This window comes from Faecalibacillus intestinalis, assembly GCF_003024685.1.
Taxonomy (GTDB): domain Bacteria; phylum Bacillota_I; class Bacilli_A; order Erysipelotrichales; family Coprobacillaceae; genus Faecalibacillus; species Faecalibacillus intestinalis.
Map to the genome: position 1 here is coordinate 96,745 of NZ_PYLQ01000006.1, position 20,607 is coordinate 117,351.

Here is a 20,607-nt window from a genome sequence, read left to right on the forward strand (position 1 = left end):
GTATATACGAGGAGACAACTTATGAAGATAAAATATATGGGGAAATTAGATCCAGAAACTAATCCACTTCCAACAAATAAGCTTAAAGAAGGGGCTATTCGATTTAATGAGCCAACGGATAGAAAAAAACAGAATATACAAACAAGTATTGTTACTTTTATTATTATATGTATTATGTTTGTACCAGAATATTTAAATGTTCTTTTTAGAGATGTTGATTCTATGGATTTATCAAATCTTTTTAGCTATTTTATACTCGCAAATATTTTATTAGTTCTTTCAAAACTATGTCAGTTTTATTTCTATAAAGAAATTTATATGTTTAAAATACCACGTGTTGGTTTTGCAGGAGTATATACAACAGAGTTTACAAAGAAAAAATATATAGCTATCAATCTTATTCCTGATATTTTATTTGGTTTAGTTCCTTATTATATTTCATTAACAAAATGTAAGTTTTTTTTAGGAATGGCCGCTATGTTTGTTGTTGCAAATTCAGCAGTAGATTTCATGAATGTATATCATGCATTTGTAGAAATGCCACCGGGTTCAAAAACATTCTTATATCAGTTCAATAATTATTGGTATTTACCAAAAAAAGATAATAATAACTAGGGCGAGGGAAACAGTATGATACTGTTTCTTTTTTATATGAAATATGATGGAATAGAGTTGAATCTTTAAGATATCATAATATAAAATTAAATTATTAAAGAACTTACACAAAGATTACAAATGAAGAAAGTATATTAAAGATGAAGGGAGGTATTGTTATGAAGATACTACTTGCTGAAGATCATGATAATTTAAGAGAAATAATAGAAGATTATTTGGTTGTTCATGGGTATGTTGTGGAAAGTTTTGATAATGGAGAAGATGCTTACTATAGCTTTTTAACTGAAAGTTATGATCTTGTTTTATTGGATGTGATGATGCCTAAGATGGATGGTTTTACATTATGTAAAAAGATACGTGAAAAAGAAGAAATACCAATTCTTTTTATTACGGCTAAGGTACAAGAAGTTGATCAGTTAAAAGGATATGAATTAGGTTGTGATGATTATATTATTAAACCTTTTTCATTACCGGTATTACTTGCTAAATGTAAAGCTATTACAAACAGAAAACATTATCAATTTTTAGAAAAAGGTATATTAAAGTTAAATACAAGAGAAAAACAAGCATATCTTAATAATCAAAATTTGAATTTAAAAATAATAGATTATAAAATATTAGAATATTTTATAAAAAATCCCAATATGATCTTATCTAGAGAACAGATTTTATTAAAAGTGTGGGGATTTGATTATAAAGGACAGGAAAGAAGTGTTGATACACATATTAAAATATTAAGAAAAGCCTTGGGACCTTATCAAAAGGGAATAAAGACAGTGATTAAACAAGGTTATTGTTTTGAAACGAAGGTGTTTGAAAATGGTTGATTTTTTAAGAGCGTTAAGTATTGTTTTATTATTAGGCATGTTTTATCTTGCCTTTAAAAATAAGAAACTTAAAAGATTTTTATTAATTGAAAGTGTGTTAATTATTATTTTTATTATAGGTAGGCAGATGTACACGAGTAATCTTAATACAATGGATACCGTTATGTGGTCACTAGCAAGTGATGTTACGAATCAAATGATAACGCAAAGTGATAAAAATATTGAAAATAATATGCATGATATACTATCTACTATTTATGATGGTAATGGGTTTGATATTAAACAAAATATAGCTTTTGAATATAAAGTAAAAAATAAATATGAATTTAATAATAAAAACTTTATTATCTTTTTTAAAGATAGTGCAAATGAAAAATATACTTTTTTTAATCTAGAAAATTCTTTTAATAAAAGAGAGATCAATAATTTATTAGACTTTTATAATCAAAATCAAGTTGGTTGTACTATAAAAAAGATGAGTTTTCATTCAAAAGATAATCAATACGTCATAGATCAAATTATCTTTTATGATGAAAATAGTCATACGACTTATAAACTTGGTAACTCACAAGGAACAATGAATTATTATTCATGGTATAAATATAAAAATAAAAAAGCAAGTGATCAAAATAGACTTGGTGATTTTGAATTAATGTTTTTTAATTCAAAGCAAACACTAGAAAAGAATCCAAAAGAAAAAGATATTAAAGTAGAACAAGAAACATGTGATATTTCTTCTGATAAGTCAAAGATATATGTTCATTATGTAAATAAAGAAAATAATATAAAACTAAATATGTTTATTGATACATCCAATATTGTTTTAGATAGTTTAAAAGATAGATTTATTTTAATGTTTAGTTTTGTACAAATTATTCTAGCATGTATTTATTTTATATATACGTATCTTGAAAATGAAAGAGAAGAATTAAATAAAACAAGAAACTTATTTATTAATGCAATGGCTCATGAAATGAAAACGCCTAATGCAGTTATTTTAAATAGTTCAGAAATGTTGATAGAAAATGTTAATCCTGAAAAACAACATAAATACTTAAGAATGATCGAAGATGAATCTAAGCATATGAATAATCTTTTAAATCAAATGTTGATATATACAAGAACGACAAATTCTTATCAATTACATAAACAAAATCATAATCTTTCGACAATGATTGAAGAAGTATTAAAACATTATGATTTAGAATCAAAAGTCATTACAATTGATATTGATTCTAAAATCAATATTTCATGTGATCAACAATTGATGATGATTGTCTTTGACAATCTAATCAACAATGCTTTTAAATATGCAAATCAAAAAATAAGTATTGTTTATAAACAAGAAAAAATAATTATAAGTAACGATGGATCAAAAATAGAAAATAAAGATATTAATCATATATTTGAACCTCTCTATAAAGCAGATGTATCCAGAAATGATACAAATTCTACAGGAATGGGATTAGCGATTGTTAGAAATATTTTAGATTTACACAACTATACTTGTAAAGTTGTACAAGACGAAGAAGTTCATTTTATCATAGAGATGAATAAGTAATAAAAAGTTTATGTAGAAATACATAGACTTTTTGTTACCTTTTTTCTATATAAAACGTATTATAAGTGAAAGAGCTCTTGAGGAGGCAGTTATGAAGATAGATACAGAACAAGTGATTGCAACATATAAAGATCGTATTTTTGCGATAGGATTAACGATGTTAAAAAATCCTGATGATGCTGAGGATGTTGTTCAAGAAACTTTTCTTAGATATCATACATATAAAAAAGATTTTGAATCAAAGGAACATATAGAATCTTGGTTATATAAAGTAGCAATTAATAAAGCTAAAGATATTCAAAGAAAGTTTTGGAAAAGAAAACAAGTATCTATGGAAGATTATATGGCAACGATTCCATTTGATAGATCACAGGATGAAGAATTATTTCAAGCAGTGATGGCTTTGCCATCAAAGTATAGTATTGTGATTCACTTATATTATTATGAAGATTATTCAATTAAAGAAATTGCTCAACAATTAAAACTCAATGAAGGGAATGTTAAAGTAAGACTTTCTAGAGCAAGACAAATATTAAAAGAACAACTTAAGGAGAACTGGAACAATGAAGAATAAAGAAGCCTATAAACAAGCATTTAAACATGTACATTATCAAAAAGAAATTAACTTAAATCAAAGAAAAATTCCAAAATCTTTACTTACTCTTGCAACATCATTAATTGTCTTATTATCTACATTTACTGTTGCTTATGCCTTTGATGTAGGGGGGATACAAAGTAAATTAGAAGTCTGGTTCCATGGTGAAAAAAGAAGTGTTCAATATGAAAAAGTACAAGATAACGCTTATCATTTTTATACAACTGATAAAAATGGAGATGTCGTTGATATGGGAGTTCATATTGGTTTAAAAGGGACACCTTTTGGAATTCAAACGATGAACGGGGATGAAATAGCAAATAGTTTAAATGATGACAGTGAAATTGTTTATGATGAAAAAGAAGATAAGTATATATTCTATTATCAAGATAAAGCGGTTGATATAACAAAGATGTTTGATAAAGAAAAGGAATGCTATTTAGTAATCAATAATGGTGAAAAAGATATTTATTTTGTGATTAGTTATAAAGATAAAATAGATGAGGATAGCACTATATCACAGTATAGTGATGAAAATGCCGCAGTTACACAGGGTGTAACGGTCAAAGATATCAAAAATCGATTTATTAGAATTAAGTAAAAATGGAGGATTTTCCTCCATTTTTTATAACCATTGAAATAGGTAAACTGGATAATTTAATAAGATAGATATTAGTATTAGAAATAAAATTAAAAATATTAATTTTATTATTTTAATGTTGTGGTATAATGATTTAAAGGAGTGATCATTATGGAATTACTATTTGTATTTGCAATGCTTCTCATTATTCTTTATTACTTTTATAAGAAAAAACCTAAAAATCATTATCCTGTCATTCAATATCAAGATCATAAAAAACATGTATTAAATTATAAAAAAATACAAACAACGAATACACCTGTTCAAGACTTACAATATGTTTATTATTTATTATTATTGATTGATGAACTACCACAAGATAAATCAATCCTTATCTATTTATTATTAAAAAAATGGAATGAGCAAAAGGATATTTCTTTAGAAGAAAAAGACTATGAGCTAAGTATTCATTTTCTTAAAACATATACAAATAATAGAGTAGAAGATCAATTATTCCAAATGTTATATATTCTTTCTATTGATCAAATTGTTGATGATAAAACATTACGTATTTGGGTAGAAAATGATTTTGAAAAAATAATAAAATGGGAAAATGAATACTTAAAAGATATGCAAAATAAACTAAGACAAGAACATCGTTTTGTAGATGATTGTTATAGTTTAGATATTTATGAAGATTTAAAGAAATTATTAGGTTATAAAAAGTATTTAGATAGTTATAAAGAAATTGAAACAGAAGATGAGATGAAGTACGCATTGTTGTTTGGTTTAAAAGAATGCCCTTATCCAATGTATTCATGTTTTGTTATGCAAAGTATCGAAGCTGACCATGGTGTATCGAGAGGATCAGGATTATACTGATCCTATTTCTTTCATATAGCCTGCCGTAATAATACCAGCAGGTAATGCTACGATAGCAATTCCCATGAAAGAAGAAACCATGGTAATCATTCTACCTAATGTTGTTATTGGATAGATGTCTCCATACCCTACAGTAGTAAGAGAAATCGTTGCCCAATAGATAGCATCAAAGAAAGTATGGAAGCTATCAGGTTCAACGTTGAAAATAACTAAAGCACAGACAATAATATAGCCTATTGCTAGATAAAGAACAGTAATTAAGGCATCTTTTGAATTCTTTCCAACCTGTATAATAATTTGAATATTTTTAGAATAACGAAAACTTTTAAATATACGTAGTACTCTAAATGTTCGAATAAGACGAATTGTTTTTAATGCTTTGAATCCTTTATTTAAAAGGCTGATAGATGGTAGGATTGAAAGTAAATCAATAATAGCTATAAATGAAAATGGATATTTTAGATATGAGATTATATCATTATTATGGTACTTTAAGTTTGCAGTCAACCATCTTAGAAAATAATCTATAATAAAAATAAAGACAGAGATAGAATCAATCATATTAAATAAATGAGATTCATTTTTAAAAGCAAGTGGAATAATGTTTATAAATATGACAAACATCATCACTAAATCATATATATGACTTGCTTTATCATCTTCTTTAGAAACTTCTATTATTTCGTAAATACGTTTTTTCATGTTATCACCCTCATTAAAGATACATAGGTAGAATTAATTTCATATTATGAAATTAATGTGGAAGAGATATTTGATTAGATACAATAATAAATAAAGGAGGCTCTTTATGTATAAAATTATAGCGTGTGATTTAGATGAAACTTTATTAAGTGATGATCGTTCAATTTCTAAAGAAAATATCGAAGCAATTCAAAAAGCAAAAGAATTAGGTGTTAAGTTTGTTCCTGCTACAGGAAGAGGATACAATACGGTTGATGGAACTTTAAAAGAATTAGGTCTTTATGACTTAGAAAATGAATATGTAATTTCTTATAATGGCGGAGCCATTAGTGAAAATAAAGGAAGTAAACTTCTTTATTTTGAAGGAATTACTTTTGAAAAAGCAAGTGAGCTTTATAAAAGAGGTTTAAACTATGATGTATGTATTCATGTTTACACAAAAGATATGGTTTATGCTTATAAGTTTGTTCAAGAAGAGATTGATTATTTAGCAGGAAGAATGGAAGTTAAAGAAATCTTTGATGATCATATTGATTTTTTAAAGGGACAAGAAATTGTTAAAGTGTTGTATATGAATACAGATTATGATTATTTGAAAAAGATTGAAGATGATTTAAAGGATATTACAGGGGATTTGGATGTCAGTTATTCATCTAATCGTTATATTGAATTTAATCATCAAGGTGTTAATAAAGGACAAGGTTTAAAGAAACTTACGGATATCTTAGGTGTAGATATTAAAGAGACGATTGCTGTTGGTGATAACTTTAATGATTTATCAATGATTAAAGTGGCAGGACTTGGTGTTGGGGTACAAAACACTGTTGAAGATATGAAGAAAGAATGTGATGTGATTACCAAGGCGACAAATAATGAAAATGCTGTGGCGGAAGTCATCAATAAATATATTTTAGGCACAAATTAATTTTTGTGCTTTTTTAATAGTGATCTATTTTGTATAATTGAATAAATACGAAAAGAGGAAGAGTATGAGTTCATTTTTTACAGATACAATATTAGAAAGAGGAAAAAAATATTTTGAACAAAACAGAGTTTTTTCCGTTAATCAAAAAGGTGATCAAACTTATACAGGGATTGTTTTAGGAAGTGAAGCTTATCATACAAAAATTATAGTAGATAATACAAATCAAGTTATTGATGCAATATGTGATTGCCCCTATGCTAAAGATGGTCATCATTGTAAACATGAGGCAGCACTTTATTTTGCGATTGAAGAAAGACTTCCTAAGGATGAACAACAATATATCGATATTAATGCTTTATTAAAAAGAGTTCGTGCAAGATCATGTAGTAGTTATATGTTAAAACGTGAATTTAATGAAGAATTTAAGAAATATTTAAAGAATATTATTCAATTAAATAAGCAAGGAAATTTTCATATTTCTAATTATCAACAAGTTATTGAAGAATTTTTAAGTTCTAATTATCCAAAAGATTATCGCCATGAAATACTTAATATTATGTTTCAAGGATACTGTAAGTTGCTTACTAATGAACATAATAAAGAATTAACAGTGCAATGGCTTAAAGAAAATATGAAATATCAAAGATATGAAAATGCATTTAGTCATATTATGTCTGTAGTTTATTTATTAGATGTTGAAGATCAAATAGCTATTATTAAAGAAATGCTTTTAAATAAAAGAAATCCAGCTTTATTAAATACATATTTTAAAATAATTAATGATCATCATTTGGATATAAAAAAATACTTAGATGAGATCCAAATTTATAATAACAATGAAGATTATATTATGGAAATGATACGCTATTATATGAATAATCAACAAATAGGACATGCTAAGCAATACTATAAAGAACATATACAAAATATTAGAACAAAAGAAACAAAAGCAAAATTAGAATCCTTACTCAATCCAGAAAATGAAGATGCGTATTTAAATTATTTATGTTCAAAATTAAGCTATTATAATTGTTCAGAAGTTCCTATTTATTATGATGATTTAAAAGAGTTTTATGGAAATAAATTTGAAAATTACTTGATTGATTTTATAAATAAAGTAGATGATTATTATAGTGATTATGAATTAGCGATAATGTTTAAACGAAAACAAGAAGCAAAATATGCTATTTATATCTTACTACAAAAACCAAATATGAATTTTTTTGATCCACTAAAAGGAATGATAAAAGAATACAGTTTAGAAATGTATTTAATGGTATATGTTGAATGCTTAAAAGATTATATAAATCAAGGAATAAGAAATTATTATTTAAGAGATTATATTTATGACTTATTTCATGAGTTAGATGAAATGTCTAAACTAGAGTTAGTAGATATGTTGAAAAAAGAATATCCAAGAAAAAAGAAACTACATGAAATGTTAGATGCATGTTTAAAGGAAGGTGATGAAATTGAAATTCAATATTAATTCAAATGTTGTAAAAAGTAAAAATAACTTAGAAATTGCTAGAAAATATCATCACTATGATAATGTAGAAAGCATACATGTTACAGCTAATGAAGATGTTTATCATATAGATGCTGTCGTTTCAGTATTTAATCATCCCCAAAAATGTTCATTAGATATTAAAGATAATCAAGTGATTTCTTATGAATGTTCATGTCCATTTAATGATCAAGATTCAATGTGTGGTCATTTAGGTGCAGTAATTTTAAAACTTAATGAATTAGAAATCAATGAACTCCCTTTTGATTATCAAAGTGATAAATTACAAAAAATCAAAGAAATAGAAAAAGAAAATCAAAGACAAAGAAGAAAAGCACAATTAAGACAAATGGCTTCTATGTCTACAAAGCTTATTGATTTTAATAAAAGCCAATATCAAACAGACTTACGCCTTTCAATCAATCAAGAAAAATATGATTTAACACCGAATGTTTATCTAAATGGAGATAAAATAGTACTCGAGTATAAAATTGGAAATGAAAAGAAATATGTATTAAAAAATATTGCTGATTTTATAGAAAGAATTCAAAATCAAGAAAACTATAAATATGGAAAAGCTTTAGAATTTGTCCACAGTGAAAAAAGCTTTACAGATGATGCTTTAAAACAAATTGATTTAATGAAAAAAGCACTGATCATTCGTCGCTATGATATGGAAGAATATTCTTATTATTATGAACCTATTAAAAGAAGTATAACAATAGATTCTCGTTTATTTGATGAATTTTATGATGCGAATAAAGAAATCTTTTCTTTAGGTGAAATGGAATGTAATTTACGTTTATATATCCAAAAAGAAGATGAGTATTATATTGTAAGAGTAACTGTAGTAGACCCAATTTATATTGGGGATAAACATGGTTATTGTTATGGAATGAATAATGGTGAGTTTTATATGAATCGTATGACTTTTGATGAGGAAGGAAATGTTTGTCGCTTTTTAAGCAGTATTTTAGATAATGAGGGGAAATTGATTATTTTAGAGGAACAATATCAAGACTTCTATAAATATGTTTTGTTACCAATTTTTTCTTATTTTGAAGTGTTTGATGAAACTTCAAATGATATACCAACTTATGATGAAATTAAAATCTATGGAGATATTGATGATGATCAAATGATTTATTTTCAACCAGTTTATGTAGATGAAAATCAAAATCGTGTTTATGGTTTTAATGACAATATAATTACAACTTATCAACAAGATTTAATTGAAAAATATATTGAACAATATGCTTCATTAATAGATCAAAATAAGCATCGTGCTTATTTTGATATGAATAGCCAAACAACCTATGAATTCATCTTTGAAGGATTAGATTATTTAAAACAATATGGAGATGTTTATGTATCAGAAGCATTGAAAAGAGTAGGTAAGAAGATTTCTTATAACTTACATGTAGGGGTTAGTGTTGAAAACAATCTTTTAAAATTTGATATTTCGTCTCATGAAATACCAAAGAAAGAATTACAAGATGTTTTAAATCAATATCGTCGTAAAAAGAAATTCTATCGTTTAAAAAATGGCGAACTGCTTTATTTAGATTCACCTGATTTAGAAGAATTAAGTGAATTTATGGATGCTTATCATGTTGATGTTAAAGATATTGATAATGGTGAGTTTTTAATGAATAAGCAAAGAATGCTCGCAATTGATGAAGAAAATGATTTTGAATATGTAGAACTTGATCGTGAAGAATCCTTTGTAGAAACACTAGATAGATTTAAATCAGCAACGCAAAAAGAGTATCCAGTACCTCAAAATTATGAAAAAATCTTAAGAGATTATCAAAAAGAAGGATATGTATGGCTTCATACGTTAAAAGATTATGGTTTTAATGGTATTCTTGCTGATGATATGGGGTTAGGAAAAACATTACAAATTATCACTTTATTAGATTCATTAAAAACTAATAGACCAAGTCTTGTTGTATGTCCATCTTCACTTATTTATAACTGGGAAGATGAAGTGCATAAGTTTTCTAAACAGTTACCAGTCACATGTATTACAGGTAATGGTGCTTTAAGAAAAGAATTAATAAAAGAGATTAAACAAGGTTTATATGTAACATCTTATGATTATATAAGAAGAGATTTTGAATTGTATCAAGATATTGAATTTGAATATGTGATTTTAGATGAAGCTCAATATATTAAAAATCAAAAGACAAAGAATGCACAATCGGTTAAAACTTTAAAAACAAGACATAAACTTGCTTTAACAGGAACACCAATTGAAAATAGTTTAGCAGAATTATGGTCTATTTTTGATTTCTTAATGCCACAATACTTATTCAATTACCATTATTTCCAAAAACAATATGAATCAAGTATTGTTAAAAATAATGACGAAGAAAAAACAAAACAGCTTAAAAAACTAGTAACACCATTTATCTTAAGAAGAAATAAAAAAGAAGTATTAAAAGAATTACCAGATAAAATAGAACAAAATATGATTCTTCCATTTAGTGATGAAGAAGAAAAAATCTATGTTGCCAATCTTGCTAAAGTCAATGAAGAACTTCAACAACTTTATGACATAGAAGGTTCAGATAAGATGCAAATTTTAAAAATGCTTACAAGACTAAGACAATTATGTCTAGAACCACGTCTTGTTTATGATAATATCGATCAACCATCATCGAAGCTTAAAGCCTGTATGGAACTTATTAAAACAATGCAAGAAAATAAACAAAAAGTACTTCTCTTTTCTTCATTTACTTCCGCTTTGGGTTTAATTGCTGAGGAATGTCAAAAAGCTGGTATTACATATTACATGCTTACAGGAAGTACAAATAAGGAAGAAAGAAGAGAACTTGTTTCAAGATTCCAAAAAGATGATACAACATTATTCTTAATTTCTTTAAAAGCAGGAGGTACAGGTCTTAACTTAACATCGGCTGAAAATGTTATTCATTATGACCCATGGTGGAATGTATCGGCGCAAAACCAAGCAACAGATCGTGCTTATCGTATTGGTCAAAAGAGTAATGTTCAAGTATTTAATCTTGTGATGAAAGATAGTGTAGAAGAAAAGATTATTGAAATGCAAAAACGTAAAAAAGAATTAGCGGATATGTTTGTAGAAAATAATAGTGGTGGATTATCACAAATGTCTAAAGAAGATATCTTAAGCTTATTTACAATGTAAATAGCTGTTACGAAATTATTTGTTTAATTTCGTAATGGCTCTTTTTTTTTATATAATTATATAAATATTTAAAGGGAGGCAAAGTGTTATGAATGATTTTTTAGAAATTGGAAAAGTTATTTTTTTTGTAGTTTTAGGAATTGTTACAATATTGATTGCTGTTTTGATGGCAAAAGGTACGCCCTTTTTAACAAAGGGAATGAGAAAGAAATATACCGAAGAATCTGTTAAAAATTATTGTAAAAATAATTGCTTTGCGGAAATTATTTTTGCTATGGGGCTTATTTTAGAAGAAATTTTTCAAGATGGTGTAATTTATTATTTAGGAATTGGTTGTTTATTTTTGGGAGCAGTATTTACTGTAGTTGCTTCTAAGAAATTAGTAAAAAAGTAAAATAAGGAATGCATGCGGGAACAGGAGTTTCTGGTATAATGATGAATGTTTTATTAATCAATAATAGGTTAACAACTACTATTTAGATAGCATAAAATAATGATATAAAAGAAATAGGAATGACATATATTTCAAAACAGGAACGACAGAAATCAAATAGAGTCAAAGTGATACAACTGAAAGTGAACATGGCAGATTTGTTACAACAGTTATAGAAGATGTTAAAGATCGAAGTAAAAGAGGTTATATTGATGAACATACCAAAGCACTTTTAGATTTATATCTTTCTAAAGTAAATAATTAATATTTAGAAAGATAATATGTTATAATTTGGATACAATGTAAAATAATATAAGGAGAGCTAAGTATGGAAATTGCAATAAAAGACAATAAGAGAAATTGGCAGATAGTAAAGGATAATAGAAGATATTTGTTTCCACCAAAAATAAGATTAGCATTTAAAATATGTATATTAGTCTATGCTGTGTTAGTACTGATAAATGTGCTGATGCGTCAATTTAAGTTATGGATGGCTTTTGTACTACCAATAGCAATAATTGTTTTTGAAGTACAGATTTATTATTTTGCAAAAAAAACAATAAACCTTCAAAAAGAAATATTTAAAAAAGAAGAAATATCTTTTGATTTGGTATTTTTAGATGAAGGTATTGATATGATACAAGAATCACAACATACTTTCATAGAGTATAAAACTATAAAAGAAGTAATTGATACAGGGACACTTATTATGATGTTGACTAGAGCAGGTGCAGTTCTTTATTTTGAAAAGAAGAATGCTACAAAAACTCAATATGAGGGAATAAGAGAAATATTTGAAAAGAAAAATATTCTTTGTAAAATGAAAAATATATAATTATAAAATGTGTTTTGTGTCAAATAATTGAGCAACTTAAGAAGCTGTAGAAAGATTGAAATATAGTAAGGTAAATAATCAAATTTCTTTTCATAGTGAAAAAGCATTAGATTATTTACAACTTATAAGGAGGTTGAGATACGATGCATGATATTTACTTCTTTAATGGACAAGATATTACTATGAATGTATGTATTCAAATTCATAGAGTTATTAATCTTATACAGGAACAAGAAAATATTGGTTTTGAAGAAGCAACAGGCAAGTTTTATCATTCTCAAACATATAAAACACTTACTCAAGTTGAAAACGGTTTATGGGCAGAAAATGCGGAATATATTTTAGATTGCTATAATGAAGAAGCTAAAAATTAAAAGACGGTAATGCCGTCTTTTAATTTAATAAAGATGTATCAATGATTTGATAATTTGCACGATGAATATAAAGAGCTTTACCATCAATCATAAGCTTTGTCATTTTAGGTAGTTTTTTAGGTACTGACCAATAAACTTCATCTCCTGAGTAAGCTGTAATCGGTTGACCTAATTGAGACTTAATAACAACAACTCTTGATTTACCAAAGTAGTTTTTATATTTATTAATAATATTAGCAATATATGTATTATTTGAAAGTTTTCCATTATCATTACTTTCTATGTCTTCTTGAGTAAAATCAACATTTGGTTCTAATCCTTTTTGAGTAAAGATACATGTATCTCCACAAGATTCAATTTCTTGACCATCAATGGTAATGGTAATAACTGAAGATAATTCATATCCTGTAATAATACTTCCATCACTATCATAAGAAGTTGTTTCTACAGGATTACCTTGAATATTTATTTTATCTCCTGTTGTTGTCATAACTCTTTTTCCATAGTTATCAAAGGTATCAATGGTATAACCATTACCAACAAGGTTTCCTTTAATATCATTGATCTTTGATTCAAACATGGCACATCCTGTTAAGCTTATAAGCATTATGCAAGATAGTAATACTGTGATTATTTTTTTCATATTCCCACTCCTTTTCTAAATTATAACAAATTTTTGTGCAGAGAACTTAAAAATACAGTAAAATATAAAAAGAGGTGAAATCCATGTTACTTAAACAAATGAAGTATTTTATCACAGTTGTTGATTTACATAGTTTTACAGAAGCAGCTGAACAATGTTTTATTTCACAATCAGCTATTTCCCAACAAATCAAAGCTTTAGAAAAGGAATTAGGGGTACGCTTATTTGAAAGAAGTAAAAGACAATTTTCTTTAACTGTGGCAGGAGAATATTTTTATCGTCATGGAAAAGTGCTCCTTGATGAAATTGAAGATTTTAAAGAAGAAACAATTCGTCGAGGGGAAGACCAAGAATTAAACCTAACAATAGGTTATCCTAAAAATTTTAGTACCAATGAATTATTAGAAACAATTGTTGAATTTAAAAGAATTTATCCAGAAGTTAATATTTCAGTAGTCAGTGGTACACATGAGGAATTGTTTGAATTATTAGTTGATCATCGTATTGATATGAAAATAAGTGAACAAAGAAGAACGTTTAATAAAGATTATTATAATGAAAACTTAAAAGAAAGTGTTTCTTTTATTGAAATCTCAACACTTTCTCCTTTATCTAAAAAAGAAGTTATTAGTGCTGATGATTTAAAGAATATATCTTGTATTTTAGTCGTCTCTAAAGATAGAGAAGATTCAGAAAGAGAATTTTTTGAAAAGTCATTAAATCTTTCGCATCGTTTTCTTTATGCAGATTCTTTAGAACAAGCTCGTTTAATGGTTGCTAGTCAAAGGGGTTATTTACCCGTTGATCAAATAGGTCATTTAGATAAGCCTATGTCAGGAATTGAAAGAATTGAATTATCTTATAAAGGTAATCCTATTCAAAGAAATTATTTTGCTTGTTGGCCAAAAGATAAGACAAATTATTATATAGAAGAATTTGTAAAGATGTACAAAGAAGCATTAAATAAGTAAAACTTATAAAGATGATTAGGAATTGAAATTGTTTCAATTCCTTCTTTTTTTTATCATATAAGTGGAAAAAGGAGTGAGTAATTATGGCACAAGTTCTTGTTTTAATGAGTAGTCCAAGAAAGCATGGGAATACAGATCGATTAGCGAATGCTTTTATTAAAGGTGTAGAAGAAAATGGATATAGCACAGAAAAGATTTATGTCAATTATCAAAACATTAAACCTTGTTTAGGATGTAATGTTTGTCAAAAGACAAATCAATGTGTACAAAAAGATGACATGCAAGAAATTTATGAAAAGATGTTAGAAGCAAAAGTCATTGTCTTTGCTTCACCGGTTTATTTTTATACATTTAATGCTTCAATGAAGTTATTAATTGATCGTACATTTGCGATTGAAAAAACAATTCATGACAAAGATTTCTATCTACTTACAACAGGATTAGCTCCTGAAGAAAGTTATTTTAGAATCATTAAAGATACTTTCCAAAAGTATATTGATTGTTTAAGAGTTGGTGGTAATCGTTTTGTAGATTCTATTTTAGGTTTCCAAACAGGGAATAAAGATGATATTGAAAAAACAAATGCACTAGAAAAAGCATATAACATGGCAAAGGAGATAAAGATCAATGAGCAAGAGTTTAATAGTTTATTTTTCACATAATAAAGAAAATTATTTCTCGGGAAATATTGTTAATTTAGAAAAAGGGAATGTACAAGTCATTGCTGAAACATTATCTACAATGATTGATGCAGATATTTATCAAATCAAAGAAGTGGATGCTTATCCATTTGATTATCATGAATGTACAAAGCGTGCAAGTGAAGAACTTAAAAACAATACTCGTCCCCAAATATTAGATCCATTAGAAAGTATTGATGAATACGATACGATTTATTTAGGATATCTAAATTGGTGGTCAACAATGCCAACGATTGTTATGACATTTTTAGAAAGTTATGACTTTACCAATAAGCATATCTATCCGATTTGTAGCCATGAAGGAAGTGGTATGGGAAGAAGTGAAAGTGATTTAAAGAAACTTTGTCCAAATAGTATCCTTCATAAAGGCTTAAGTATTCATGGAAGTCATGTTGATGGATGTAGACAACAATTAGAAAGAGGATTAGGAGGAAAATAAAATGACAGATAACGCTAAAAATTACCATGAAAAAATGTTTCCAGGGTATGTTTCAGATTTTTTAAGAACAGATCCTGAATTTATTGAAGCTTTTGATAACTTCGCATTTGATGAAGTTGTAAATCAAGATGATTTAGATGATAAAACTAGATTTATTTCAATTCTTGCAGTTTTATTAGGATGCCAAGGAATTGACGAATTTAAAGGAATGTTGAAAGCAGCATATAATTTTGGAGTAACTCCAGTAGAAATGAAAGAAATTGTTTATCAAGCTGTTGCTTATTTAGGAATTGGGAGAGTTTTTCCTTTCTTAAAAGCTGTGAATAGTTTTATTGAAGAGACTTTAGGTTTACAACTTCCATTAGAAAATCAAAATGATCCTAATACCAATCGTTTAGAAAAAGGAGAGCAAGCACAAGTAGCAATCTTTGGTGAAGAAATGAGAGGATATGCGACAAGTGGTGATCCTAAAACAGTGCATATTCGTAAATGGCTTACAGATAACTGTTTTGGAGATTACTACACAAGAAGTGGTTTAGATTATAAACAAAGAGAAATGATTACTTTCTGTTTCTTATATGCACAAGGTGGATGCAAGCCACAAGCCATTGCCCATGCCAAAGCGAATATAAGATTAGGAAATGATGAAGCATTTTTAATTAAAGTCGTTTCACAAAATGTTCCTTTTGTAGGATATCCAAGAAGTTTAAATGCCATTGATTGTATAGAAAAGGCAGGTAAAGAATAATGAAAGAAGTTATGATTGTTGTTGGTGCTGGTCAAATCAGTATGGCGATTGCTAGAAGAATGGGTGCCGGTAAGAAAATTATTCTAGGTGATAAGAATATTGAAAACGCTAAAAATATTCAAAAGACAATGGTGGATGCAGGATTTGATGTTGAAGTTATAGAAATGGATTTATCAAGTAGACAAGATATTTTAAAAATGATTGAAACAGCTAAAAGCTATGGAAAAATCAAAATGCTTGTCAATGGCGCAGGGGTTTCGCCTTCACAAGCACCAATTGAAGCGATTTTAAAAGTCGATCTTTATGGAACAGCTGTTTTATTAGAAGAAGTCGGAAAAGTTATTGAAGAAGGTGGCGTTGGTGTGACAATTTCTAGTCAATCAGGTTTCCGTATGAAACAACTTACAGCTTTAGAAGATGAACAACTTGCTTGTACACCAACTGAAGAATTATTAGACTTAGAAATCTTACAACCAGAAAATATTAAAGATACATTACATGCTTATCAATTAGCAAAACGATGTAATGAAAAACGTGTGATGGCTGAATCTGTTAAATGGGGACAACGTGGTGCAAGAATCAACGCTATTGCCCCAGGTATTATTGTAACACCGCTTGCTATTGATGAATTTAATGGACCAAGGGGAGATTTCTATAAAAATATGTTTGCTAAATGTCCAGCAGGTAGACCAGGAACTGCGAATGAAGTTGCAAATGTAGCTGAATTATTAATGAGTGATAAAGGTGCATTTATTACAGGGTCAACATTTTTAATGGATGGTGGAGCAACATCTTCTTATTACTATGGGCCTTTAAAACCAGAAGGAGGAAAATAAAATGAACGATTTTCAATTTCAAAACACAACAAAAGTTTATTTTGGTAAAGACCAATTAGGTCATTTACATGAAGAAGTATTAAAATATGGTAAAAGTGTACTTGTTGTTTATGGAGGAGGTTCTATTAAAAAAATAGGACTTTATGATAAAGTCATGAAAGAATTAAAAGAAAATAATATTGAAGTTTATGAACTTGCAGGTGTGGAACCAAATCCAAGACATACAACTGTCAATAAAGGTGCAAAAATTTGTAAAGATAATCATATTACATCCATTCTTGGTATTGGTGGTGGTTCAACAATCGATGCCTCTAAAGCCATTGCGGCTTTAACACTTGCTGATACAGATAATATTTGGGATTTAGTAGAAAAGAAAGTAGCGTGGAATAATGCCTTACCCGTACTAGCAATGCCTACAATTGCTTCAACAGGAAGTGAAATGGATAAATCATGTGTGATTGCTAATGTTGAAAAAGGTGTTAAAAGTGGTATTAATGGGGATATCTTAAGACCTAAAGCAGCTTTCCTTGATCCAACAAATACATTTAGTGTTTCAGCTAAACAAACAGCATGTGGGGGATTTGATATTATGGCTCACTTATTTGATATGAACTATTTTGTTAATAGCGATAAATACCCATTACAATTCAATGTTGTAGAAACATTATTAAGAACAGTTCGCCAACAATTACCAATTGCTGTTGAAGAACCAGAAAACTATTCAGCTAGAGCAACAATGTTATGGGCTGCTTCATGGGCTTTAAATAGTTTTTGTACATCAGGATACAAAACACAAGCTCAACTTCATGCGCTTGAACAATTCTCATCAACTTATGATATGACTCATGGTTTAGCTCTTGCTATCATTACCCCTAAATGGATGACTTATTTATTAAACAAAGATGAAACTGTTGTTGAAGATTTTGCTCGTTTTGGTTTAAATGTGATGGGTATTCAAGATCAAGGTGATGACATGGCTAATGCAAAAGCAGGAATTGAAGCTTTACAAAACTTTATTAAAGATGAACTTCATTTACCTACATCATTAAGTGAAGTAGGAATTAATGATGAAAAATTTGATGAGTTGAAAGTAAAAGCTTGCTATGGTCAAGATGCATTACCTAGAGCTTATCGATCATTAAGTCAAAAAGATTGTTTGAATATTTATAAAATGTGTTTATAAAGGAAGATTCGTTCTTCCTTTTTGTTTATAATAAAGTAAAGGAGAGATGACTATGAATAATGTTGTTAATTTTAAAATGATTCTCGAAATCAATCAATTACTTAAACAAAATAATATAGAATATTCGATTCATGGTGTTGGTGGATGTACATGTTGTGGTTTAGAACTTAGACAAGAAGGGAAAAGTTATCCTACAGATAAGATTTTAGAAGTTATTAATGGCTATTTAAAAAATCATTGGATTTATGTTCAAGAAAATAAATATCAACCAGGATTTCTTACAATTCATTCAAAATTTGATAAAAAACCTTGACTAAAAAGTTACTCTATAGTGTTAGATGAAGTTAAGGAAGGGGTGTTATATATGAAAACACACGAATTAGAAAAGGAATTAGGAATTTCAAAACATACAATCTTCTATTATGAAAAAGAAGGAATCGTTACACCACAAAGAGATGATAATGGTTATCGTAGTTATAGCCAAGATGATTTACAAAAACTCATCATGGTAAAATTCTTACGTAACTTAAATATTTCGATTGATGATGTAAAAGCAATCTTAAACAATGAACTTGATTTTAAAGAATGTTTAGAAATCAATCAGATTCATTTAGAAAAACAAATTAAAAGCTTAGAAGAAGTTCAAGAAAATATAGAAATGTATGTAAGAAAAGATCTACCAATGTTACCAGCTTTACAACAAATCCAAAGAGAAGTGAAGAATTATAAATTAGGTTATCAAAAAACAACAGATATTGTATCTCTTGGAAGAAGACTTACAAAGAAACTTGCTATTAAAAAATTCTTATATAAATTTATACCAACATTATTAATTGTACTATTCATTAGTGCACCATCTACAACAACTGTACAAAAAATAATATTTGTGATTTTTATTTCATTATTAATTACAACTGGTTTTATTGCTGCTGATTTCCAGTTTTCACAATTATGGTTAAGATTACCACTTGATCAAACAAGAAATCAATCGGTAGAGTTTTTAAATGATCGTATTCGTTATTATCAATTTAAAGGTTATATAGATAATGTAAAATATTTTTATTCTGTTTTATTGGGTAAAGAAGATAAATTTATAAAGGAATATAAATATGAAGATATTCAAAGTGTAGAACTTCTTTTAAAACATCGTTATGAAAATTATGGAACACCGATTGCGAGAGATTGGTATGTTCTTGATTATCGTTTTGAATTTAAAGATGGAAATCACTTCTACTTCTATTGGCCTTTTACTATTGATGATGATGCACGTTTTATTGGAATGATTTTAGATGAAAAGGTAGAAAATGTTATCGATAAGAATCATGTTATTGATGCCTTGAAGAATGGTATTCATTTAAATGATTATGTAAAAACGACTGAAAATTAATTCAGCCGTTTTTCAATGAAATTATTGATAGCTTTTACAGTTTGGTTTTGTTGCTCTTTACGTGAAATAGTTGCTTTAGCATCACCTTTTTGATGACCGTAGTTACCAAAGTTTGCATGATTTCCACCTTTGATGACAACGATATTTCTTTTATAATCAATTTTCTTTTTAACACTTGTATTTAAAGAACCATAAATAGTAAGTGCATCTTTATCTGATACATCTCCATAAATATAAGAACCCAATAGAATTAAACCATCTACTTTATCTTTATTTTTAGAAACATAGGAAGAAGCCATAGCTCCACCCATTGAATGACCACATATGTACCAATGTTTTATATTTGGATATTGATTAATAATTTTATTAGCTGCATTTTTATTAAAGATAGCCATGTTAAAAGGCATCTTTAATAAATAACAGTTATAGCCTTTGTTTGTTAAATGTTTTAATAAAGGCAAATAGGCTGTATTTTCTACTTTGGCTCCAGGATAAAAGATAATACCTACATCACTTTTCTTTTCAGGAGTTAGTGTAATAAGATTTGAATTTACTTTTTCCACATTTTTATGATTTAAAATTTCTAGGGCATCGTTTTGTGCGTGATAATAATCATTGACATAAATGCCAAAACCACCCATACAAAGAATTAAAATGATGGATAGTGTCATTAATATTTTCTTTTTCATCT

The 20,607-nt window shown here is 27.5% G+C and carries 23 protein-coding genes; 20 read left to right on the forward strand and 3 right to left on the reverse strand.

Annotated elements, in window-relative coordinates; translation table 11 throughout:
* Window positions 1-21 precede the first annotated feature (21 nt).
* The 6 genes from C7U54_RS06280 to C7U54_RS06305 all read left to right on the forward strand — a co-directional run bounded on the left by C7U54_RS06280 (window position 22) and on the right by C7U54_RS06305 (window position 5,060).
* Entirely contained in the window at window positions 22-615 is a 594-nt protein-coding gene (locus C7U54_RS06280; RefSeq protein ID WP_022002375.1) for a hypothetical protein, read from the forward strand.
* Between the two features lie 158 nt (window positions 616-773).
* The gene (locus C7U54_RS06285) at window positions 774-1,442 is read left to right on the forward strand and encodes a response regulator transcription factor (protein ID WP_162297496.1); all 669 of its coding nucleotides are present in this window, start codon (window positions 774-776) and stop codon (window positions 1,440-1,442) included.
* Window positions 1,435-3,003, forward strand: a complete 1,569-nt coding sequence (locus C7U54_RS06290; RefSeq protein ID WP_107029682.1) for a sensor histidine kinase — start codon at window positions 1,435-1,437, stop codon at window positions 3,001-3,003. The genes C7U54_RS06285 and C7U54_RS06290 overlap by 8 nt, the downstream gene beginning before the upstream one ends.
* A 91-nt stretch (window positions 3,004-3,094) precedes the next feature.
* Window positions 3,095-3,577, forward strand: coding sequence for an RNA polymerase sigma factor (locus tag C7U54_RS06295; protein WP_107029683.1), 483 nt, complete (start codon window positions 3,095-3,097; stop codon window positions 3,575-3,577).
* Window positions 3,567-4,199, forward strand: coding sequence for a hypothetical protein (locus C7U54_RS06300; protein WP_107029684.1), 633 nt, complete (start codon window positions 3,567-3,569; stop codon window positions 4,197-4,199). The genes C7U54_RS06295 and C7U54_RS06300 overlap by 11 nt, the downstream gene beginning before the upstream one ends.
* A 150-nt stretch (window positions 4,200-4,349) precedes the next feature.
* Window positions 4,350-5,060 carry a hypothetical protein gene (locus C7U54_RS06305; protein WP_107029685.1) on the forward strand — a complete coding sequence of 237 codons (711 nt, stop codon included), beginning with the start codon at window positions 4,350-4,352 and terminating at the stop codon, window positions 5,058-5,060.
* Here C7U54_RS06305 and C7U54_RS06310 read toward each other — a convergent pair.
* On the reverse strand, window positions 5,052-5,762 hold the full coding sequence (locus tag C7U54_RS06310; RefSeq protein WP_107029686.1) for an ion transporter: 711 nt from the start codon (window positions 5,760-5,762) through the stop codon (window positions 5,052-5,054). The genes C7U54_RS06305 and C7U54_RS06310 overlap by 9 nt on opposite strands.
* 106 nt (window positions 5,763-5,868) lie before the next feature.
* Here C7U54_RS06310 and C7U54_RS06315 point away from each other — a divergent pair, with 106 nt between their 5' ends.
* From C7U54_RS06315 to C7U54_RS06345, 6 genes are all read left to right on the forward strand, one after another.
* Window positions 5,869-6,687, forward strand: a complete 819-nt coding sequence (locus C7U54_RS06315) for a Cof-type HAD-IIB family hydrolase (RefSeq protein WP_107029687.1) — start codon at window positions 5,869-5,871, stop codon at window positions 6,685-6,687.
* Between the two features lie 64 nt (window positions 6,688-6,751).
* Complete coding sequence (locus C7U54_RS06320) at window positions 6,752-8,176, forward strand: SWIM zinc finger family protein (RefSeq protein WP_107029688.1); 1,425 nt, start codon at window positions 6,752-6,754, stop codon at window positions 8,174-8,176.
* Window positions 8,160-11,366: an SNF2-related protein gene (locus C7U54_RS06325; protein ID WP_396129918.1), complete on the forward strand. Its 3,207-nt coding sequence runs from the start codon at window positions 8,160-8,162 to the stop codon at window positions 11,364-11,366. The genes C7U54_RS06320 and C7U54_RS06325 overlap by 17 nt, the downstream gene beginning before the upstream one ends.
* Window positions 11,367-11,454: 88 nt before the next feature.
* A complete protein-coding gene (locus tag C7U54_RS06330; RefSeq protein WP_107029690.1) occupies window positions 11,455-11,760 on the forward strand; it encodes a hypothetical protein in 306 nt (101 codons plus the stop codon).
* 367 nt (window positions 11,761-12,127) lie between these two features.
* Window positions 12,128-12,634 (forward strand): YcxB family protein, encoded by a 507-nt coding sequence (locus C7U54_RS06335; protein WP_107029691.1) that lies wholly within the window; start codon window positions 12,128-12,130, stop codon window positions 12,632-12,634.
* Between the two features lie 143 nt (window positions 12,635-12,777).
* Entirely contained in the window at window positions 12,778-13,008 is a 231-nt protein-coding gene (locus tag C7U54_RS06345) for a hypothetical protein (protein WP_107029692.1), read from the forward strand.
* Between the two features lie 19 nt (window positions 13,009-13,027).
* Here the strand turns inward: C7U54_RS06345 and C7U54_RS06350 are convergent, their stop codons facing one another.
* The gene (locus C7U54_RS06350; protein ID WP_022002362.1) at window positions 13,028-13,651 is read right to left on the reverse strand and encodes a DUF5052 family protein; all 624 of its coding nucleotides are present in this window, start codon (window positions 13,649-13,651) and stop codon (window positions 13,028-13,030) included.
* A gap of 83 nt (window positions 13,652-13,734) precedes the next feature.
* Between C7U54_RS06350 and C7U54_RS06355 the strand changes: the two genes are divergently transcribed.
* The 8 genes from C7U54_RS06355 to C7U54_RS06390 all read left to right on the forward strand — a co-directional run bounded on the left by C7U54_RS06355 (window position 13,735) and on the right by C7U54_RS06390 (window position 19,916).
* Window positions 13,735-14,622, forward strand: coding sequence for a LysR family transcriptional regulator (locus C7U54_RS06355; protein WP_107029693.1), 888 nt, complete (start codon window positions 13,735-13,737; stop codon window positions 14,620-14,622).
* A gap of 83 nt (window positions 14,623-14,705) precedes the next feature.
* Window positions 14,706-15,284 carry a flavodoxin family protein gene (locus C7U54_RS06360; RefSeq protein WP_107029694.1) on the forward strand — a complete coding sequence of 193 codons (579 nt, stop codon included), beginning with the start codon at window positions 14,706-14,708 and terminating at the stop codon, window positions 15,282-15,284.
* Complete coding sequence (locus C7U54_RS06365) at window positions 15,250-15,762, forward strand: flavodoxin (RefSeq protein ID WP_107029695.1); 513 nt, start codon at window positions 15,250-15,252, stop codon at window positions 15,760-15,762. The genes C7U54_RS06360 and C7U54_RS06365 overlap by 35 nt, the downstream gene beginning before the upstream one ends.
* Window position 15,763: 1 nt before the next feature.
* Entirely contained in the window at window positions 15,764-16,510 is a 747-nt protein-coding gene (locus C7U54_RS06370; protein WP_107029696.1) for a carboxymuconolactone decarboxylase family protein, read from the forward strand.
* Window positions 16,510-17,346 carry an SDR family oxidoreductase gene (locus C7U54_RS06375; protein ID WP_193448609.1) on the forward strand — a complete coding sequence of 279 codons (837 nt, stop codon included), beginning with the start codon at window positions 16,510-16,512 and terminating at the stop codon, window positions 17,344-17,346. The genes C7U54_RS06370 and C7U54_RS06375 overlap by 1 nt, the downstream gene beginning before the upstream one ends.
* Window position 17,347: 1 nt before the next feature.
* Window positions 17,348-18,529, forward strand: coding sequence for an iron-containing alcohol dehydrogenase (locus C7U54_RS06380; protein ID WP_107029698.1), 1,182 nt, complete (start codon window positions 17,348-17,350; stop codon window positions 18,527-18,529).
* Window positions 18,530-18,581: 52 nt separating this feature from the next.
* Window positions 18,582-18,842: an RDAC family protein gene (locus C7U54_RS06385; RefSeq protein ID WP_107029699.1), complete on the forward strand. Its 261-nt coding sequence runs from the start codon at window positions 18,582-18,584 to the stop codon at window positions 18,840-18,842.
* 51 nt (window positions 18,843-18,893) lie between these two features.
* The gene (locus C7U54_RS06390) at window positions 18,894-19,916 is read left to right on the forward strand and encodes a MerR family transcriptional regulator (protein ID WP_107029700.1); all 1,023 of its coding nucleotides are present in this window, start codon (window positions 18,894-18,896) and stop codon (window positions 19,914-19,916) included.
* Here C7U54_RS06390 and C7U54_RS06395 read toward each other — a convergent pair.
* Window positions 19,913-20,605, reverse strand: a complete 693-nt coding sequence (locus C7U54_RS06395) for an alpha/beta fold hydrolase (RefSeq protein WP_107029701.1) — start codon at window positions 20,603-20,605, stop codon at window positions 19,913-19,915. The two genes, C7U54_RS06390 and C7U54_RS06395, sit on opposite strands and share 4 nt — an antisense overlap.
* Window positions 20,606-20,607 lie beyond the last annotated feature (2 nt).

Coding starts and splice junctions, on each gene's coding strand:
- C7U54_RS06280 (WP_022002375.1), top strand. CDS start 22: ATGAAGATAAAATATATGGGGAAATTAGATCCAGAAACTAATCCACTT.
- C7U54_RS06285 (WP_162297496.1), top strand. CDS start 774: ATGAAGATACTACTTGCTGAAGATCATGATAATTTAAGAGAAATAATA.
- C7U54_RS06290 (WP_107029682.1), top strand. CDS start 1,435: ATGGTTGATTTTTTAAGAGCGTTAAGTATTGTTTTATTATTAGGCATG.
- C7U54_RS06295 (WP_107029683.1), top strand. CDS start 3,095: ATGAAGATAGATACAGAACAAGTGATTGCAACATATAAAGATCGTATT.
- C7U54_RS06300 (WP_107029684.1), top strand. CDS start 3,567: ATGAAGAATAAAGAAGCCTATAAACAAGCATTTAAACATGTACATTAT.
- C7U54_RS06305 (WP_107029685.1), top strand. CDS start 4,350: ATGGAATTACTATTTGTATTTGCAATGCTTCTCATTATTCTTTATTAC.
- C7U54_RS06310 (WP_107029686.1), bottom strand. CDS start 5,762: ATGAAAAAACGTATTTACGAAATAATAGAAGTTTCTAAAGAAGATGAT.
- C7U54_RS06315 (WP_107029687.1), top strand. CDS start 5,869: ATGTATAAAATTATAGCGTGTGATTTAGATGAAACTTTATTAAGTGAT.
- C7U54_RS06320 (WP_107029688.1), top strand. CDS start 6,752: ATGAGTTCATTTTTTACAGATACAATATTAGAAAGAGGAAAAAAATAT.
- C7U54_RS06330 (WP_107029690.1), top strand. CDS start 11,455: ATGAATGATTTTTTAGAAATTGGAAAAGTTATTTTTTTTGTAGTTTTA.
- C7U54_RS06335 (WP_107029691.1), top strand. CDS start 12,128: ATGGAAATTGCAATAAAAGACAATAAGAGAAATTGGCAGATAGTAAAG.
- C7U54_RS06345 (WP_107029692.1), top strand. CDS start 12,778: ATGCATGATATTTACTTCTTTAATGGACAAGATATTACTATGAATGTA.
- C7U54_RS06350 (WP_022002362.1), bottom strand. CDS start 13,651: ATGAAAAAAATAATCACAGTATTACTATCTTGCATAATGCTTATAAGC.
- C7U54_RS06355 (WP_107029693.1), top strand. CDS start 13,735: ATGTTACTTAAACAAATGAAGTATTTTATCACAGTTGTTGATTTACAT.
- C7U54_RS06360 (WP_107029694.1), top strand. CDS start 14,706: ATGGCACAAGTTCTTGTTTTAATGAGTAGTCCAAGAAAGCATGGGAAT.
- C7U54_RS06365 (WP_107029695.1), top strand. CDS start 15,250: ATGAGCAAGAGTTTAATAGTTTATTTTTCACATAATAAAGAAAATTAT.
- C7U54_RS06370 (WP_107029696.1), top strand. CDS start 15,764: ATGACAGATAACGCTAAAAATTACCATGAAAAAATGTTTCCAGGGTAT.
- C7U54_RS06375 (WP_193448609.1), top strand. CDS start 16,510: ATGAAAGAAGTTATGATTGTTGTTGGTGCTGGTCAAATCAGTATGGCG.
- C7U54_RS06380 (WP_107029698.1), top strand. CDS start 17,348: ATGAACGATTTTCAATTTCAAAACACAACAAAAGTTTATTTTGGTAAA.
- C7U54_RS06385 (WP_107029699.1), top strand. CDS start 18,582: ATGAATAATGTTGTTAATTTTAAAATGATTCTCGAAATCAATCAATTA.
- C7U54_RS06390 (WP_107029700.1), top strand. CDS start 18,894: ATGAAAACACACGAATTAGAAAAGGAATTAGGAATTTCAAAACATACA.
- C7U54_RS06395 (WP_107029701.1), bottom strand. CDS start 20,605: ATGAAAAAGAAAATATTAATGACACTATCCATCATTTTAATTCTTTGT.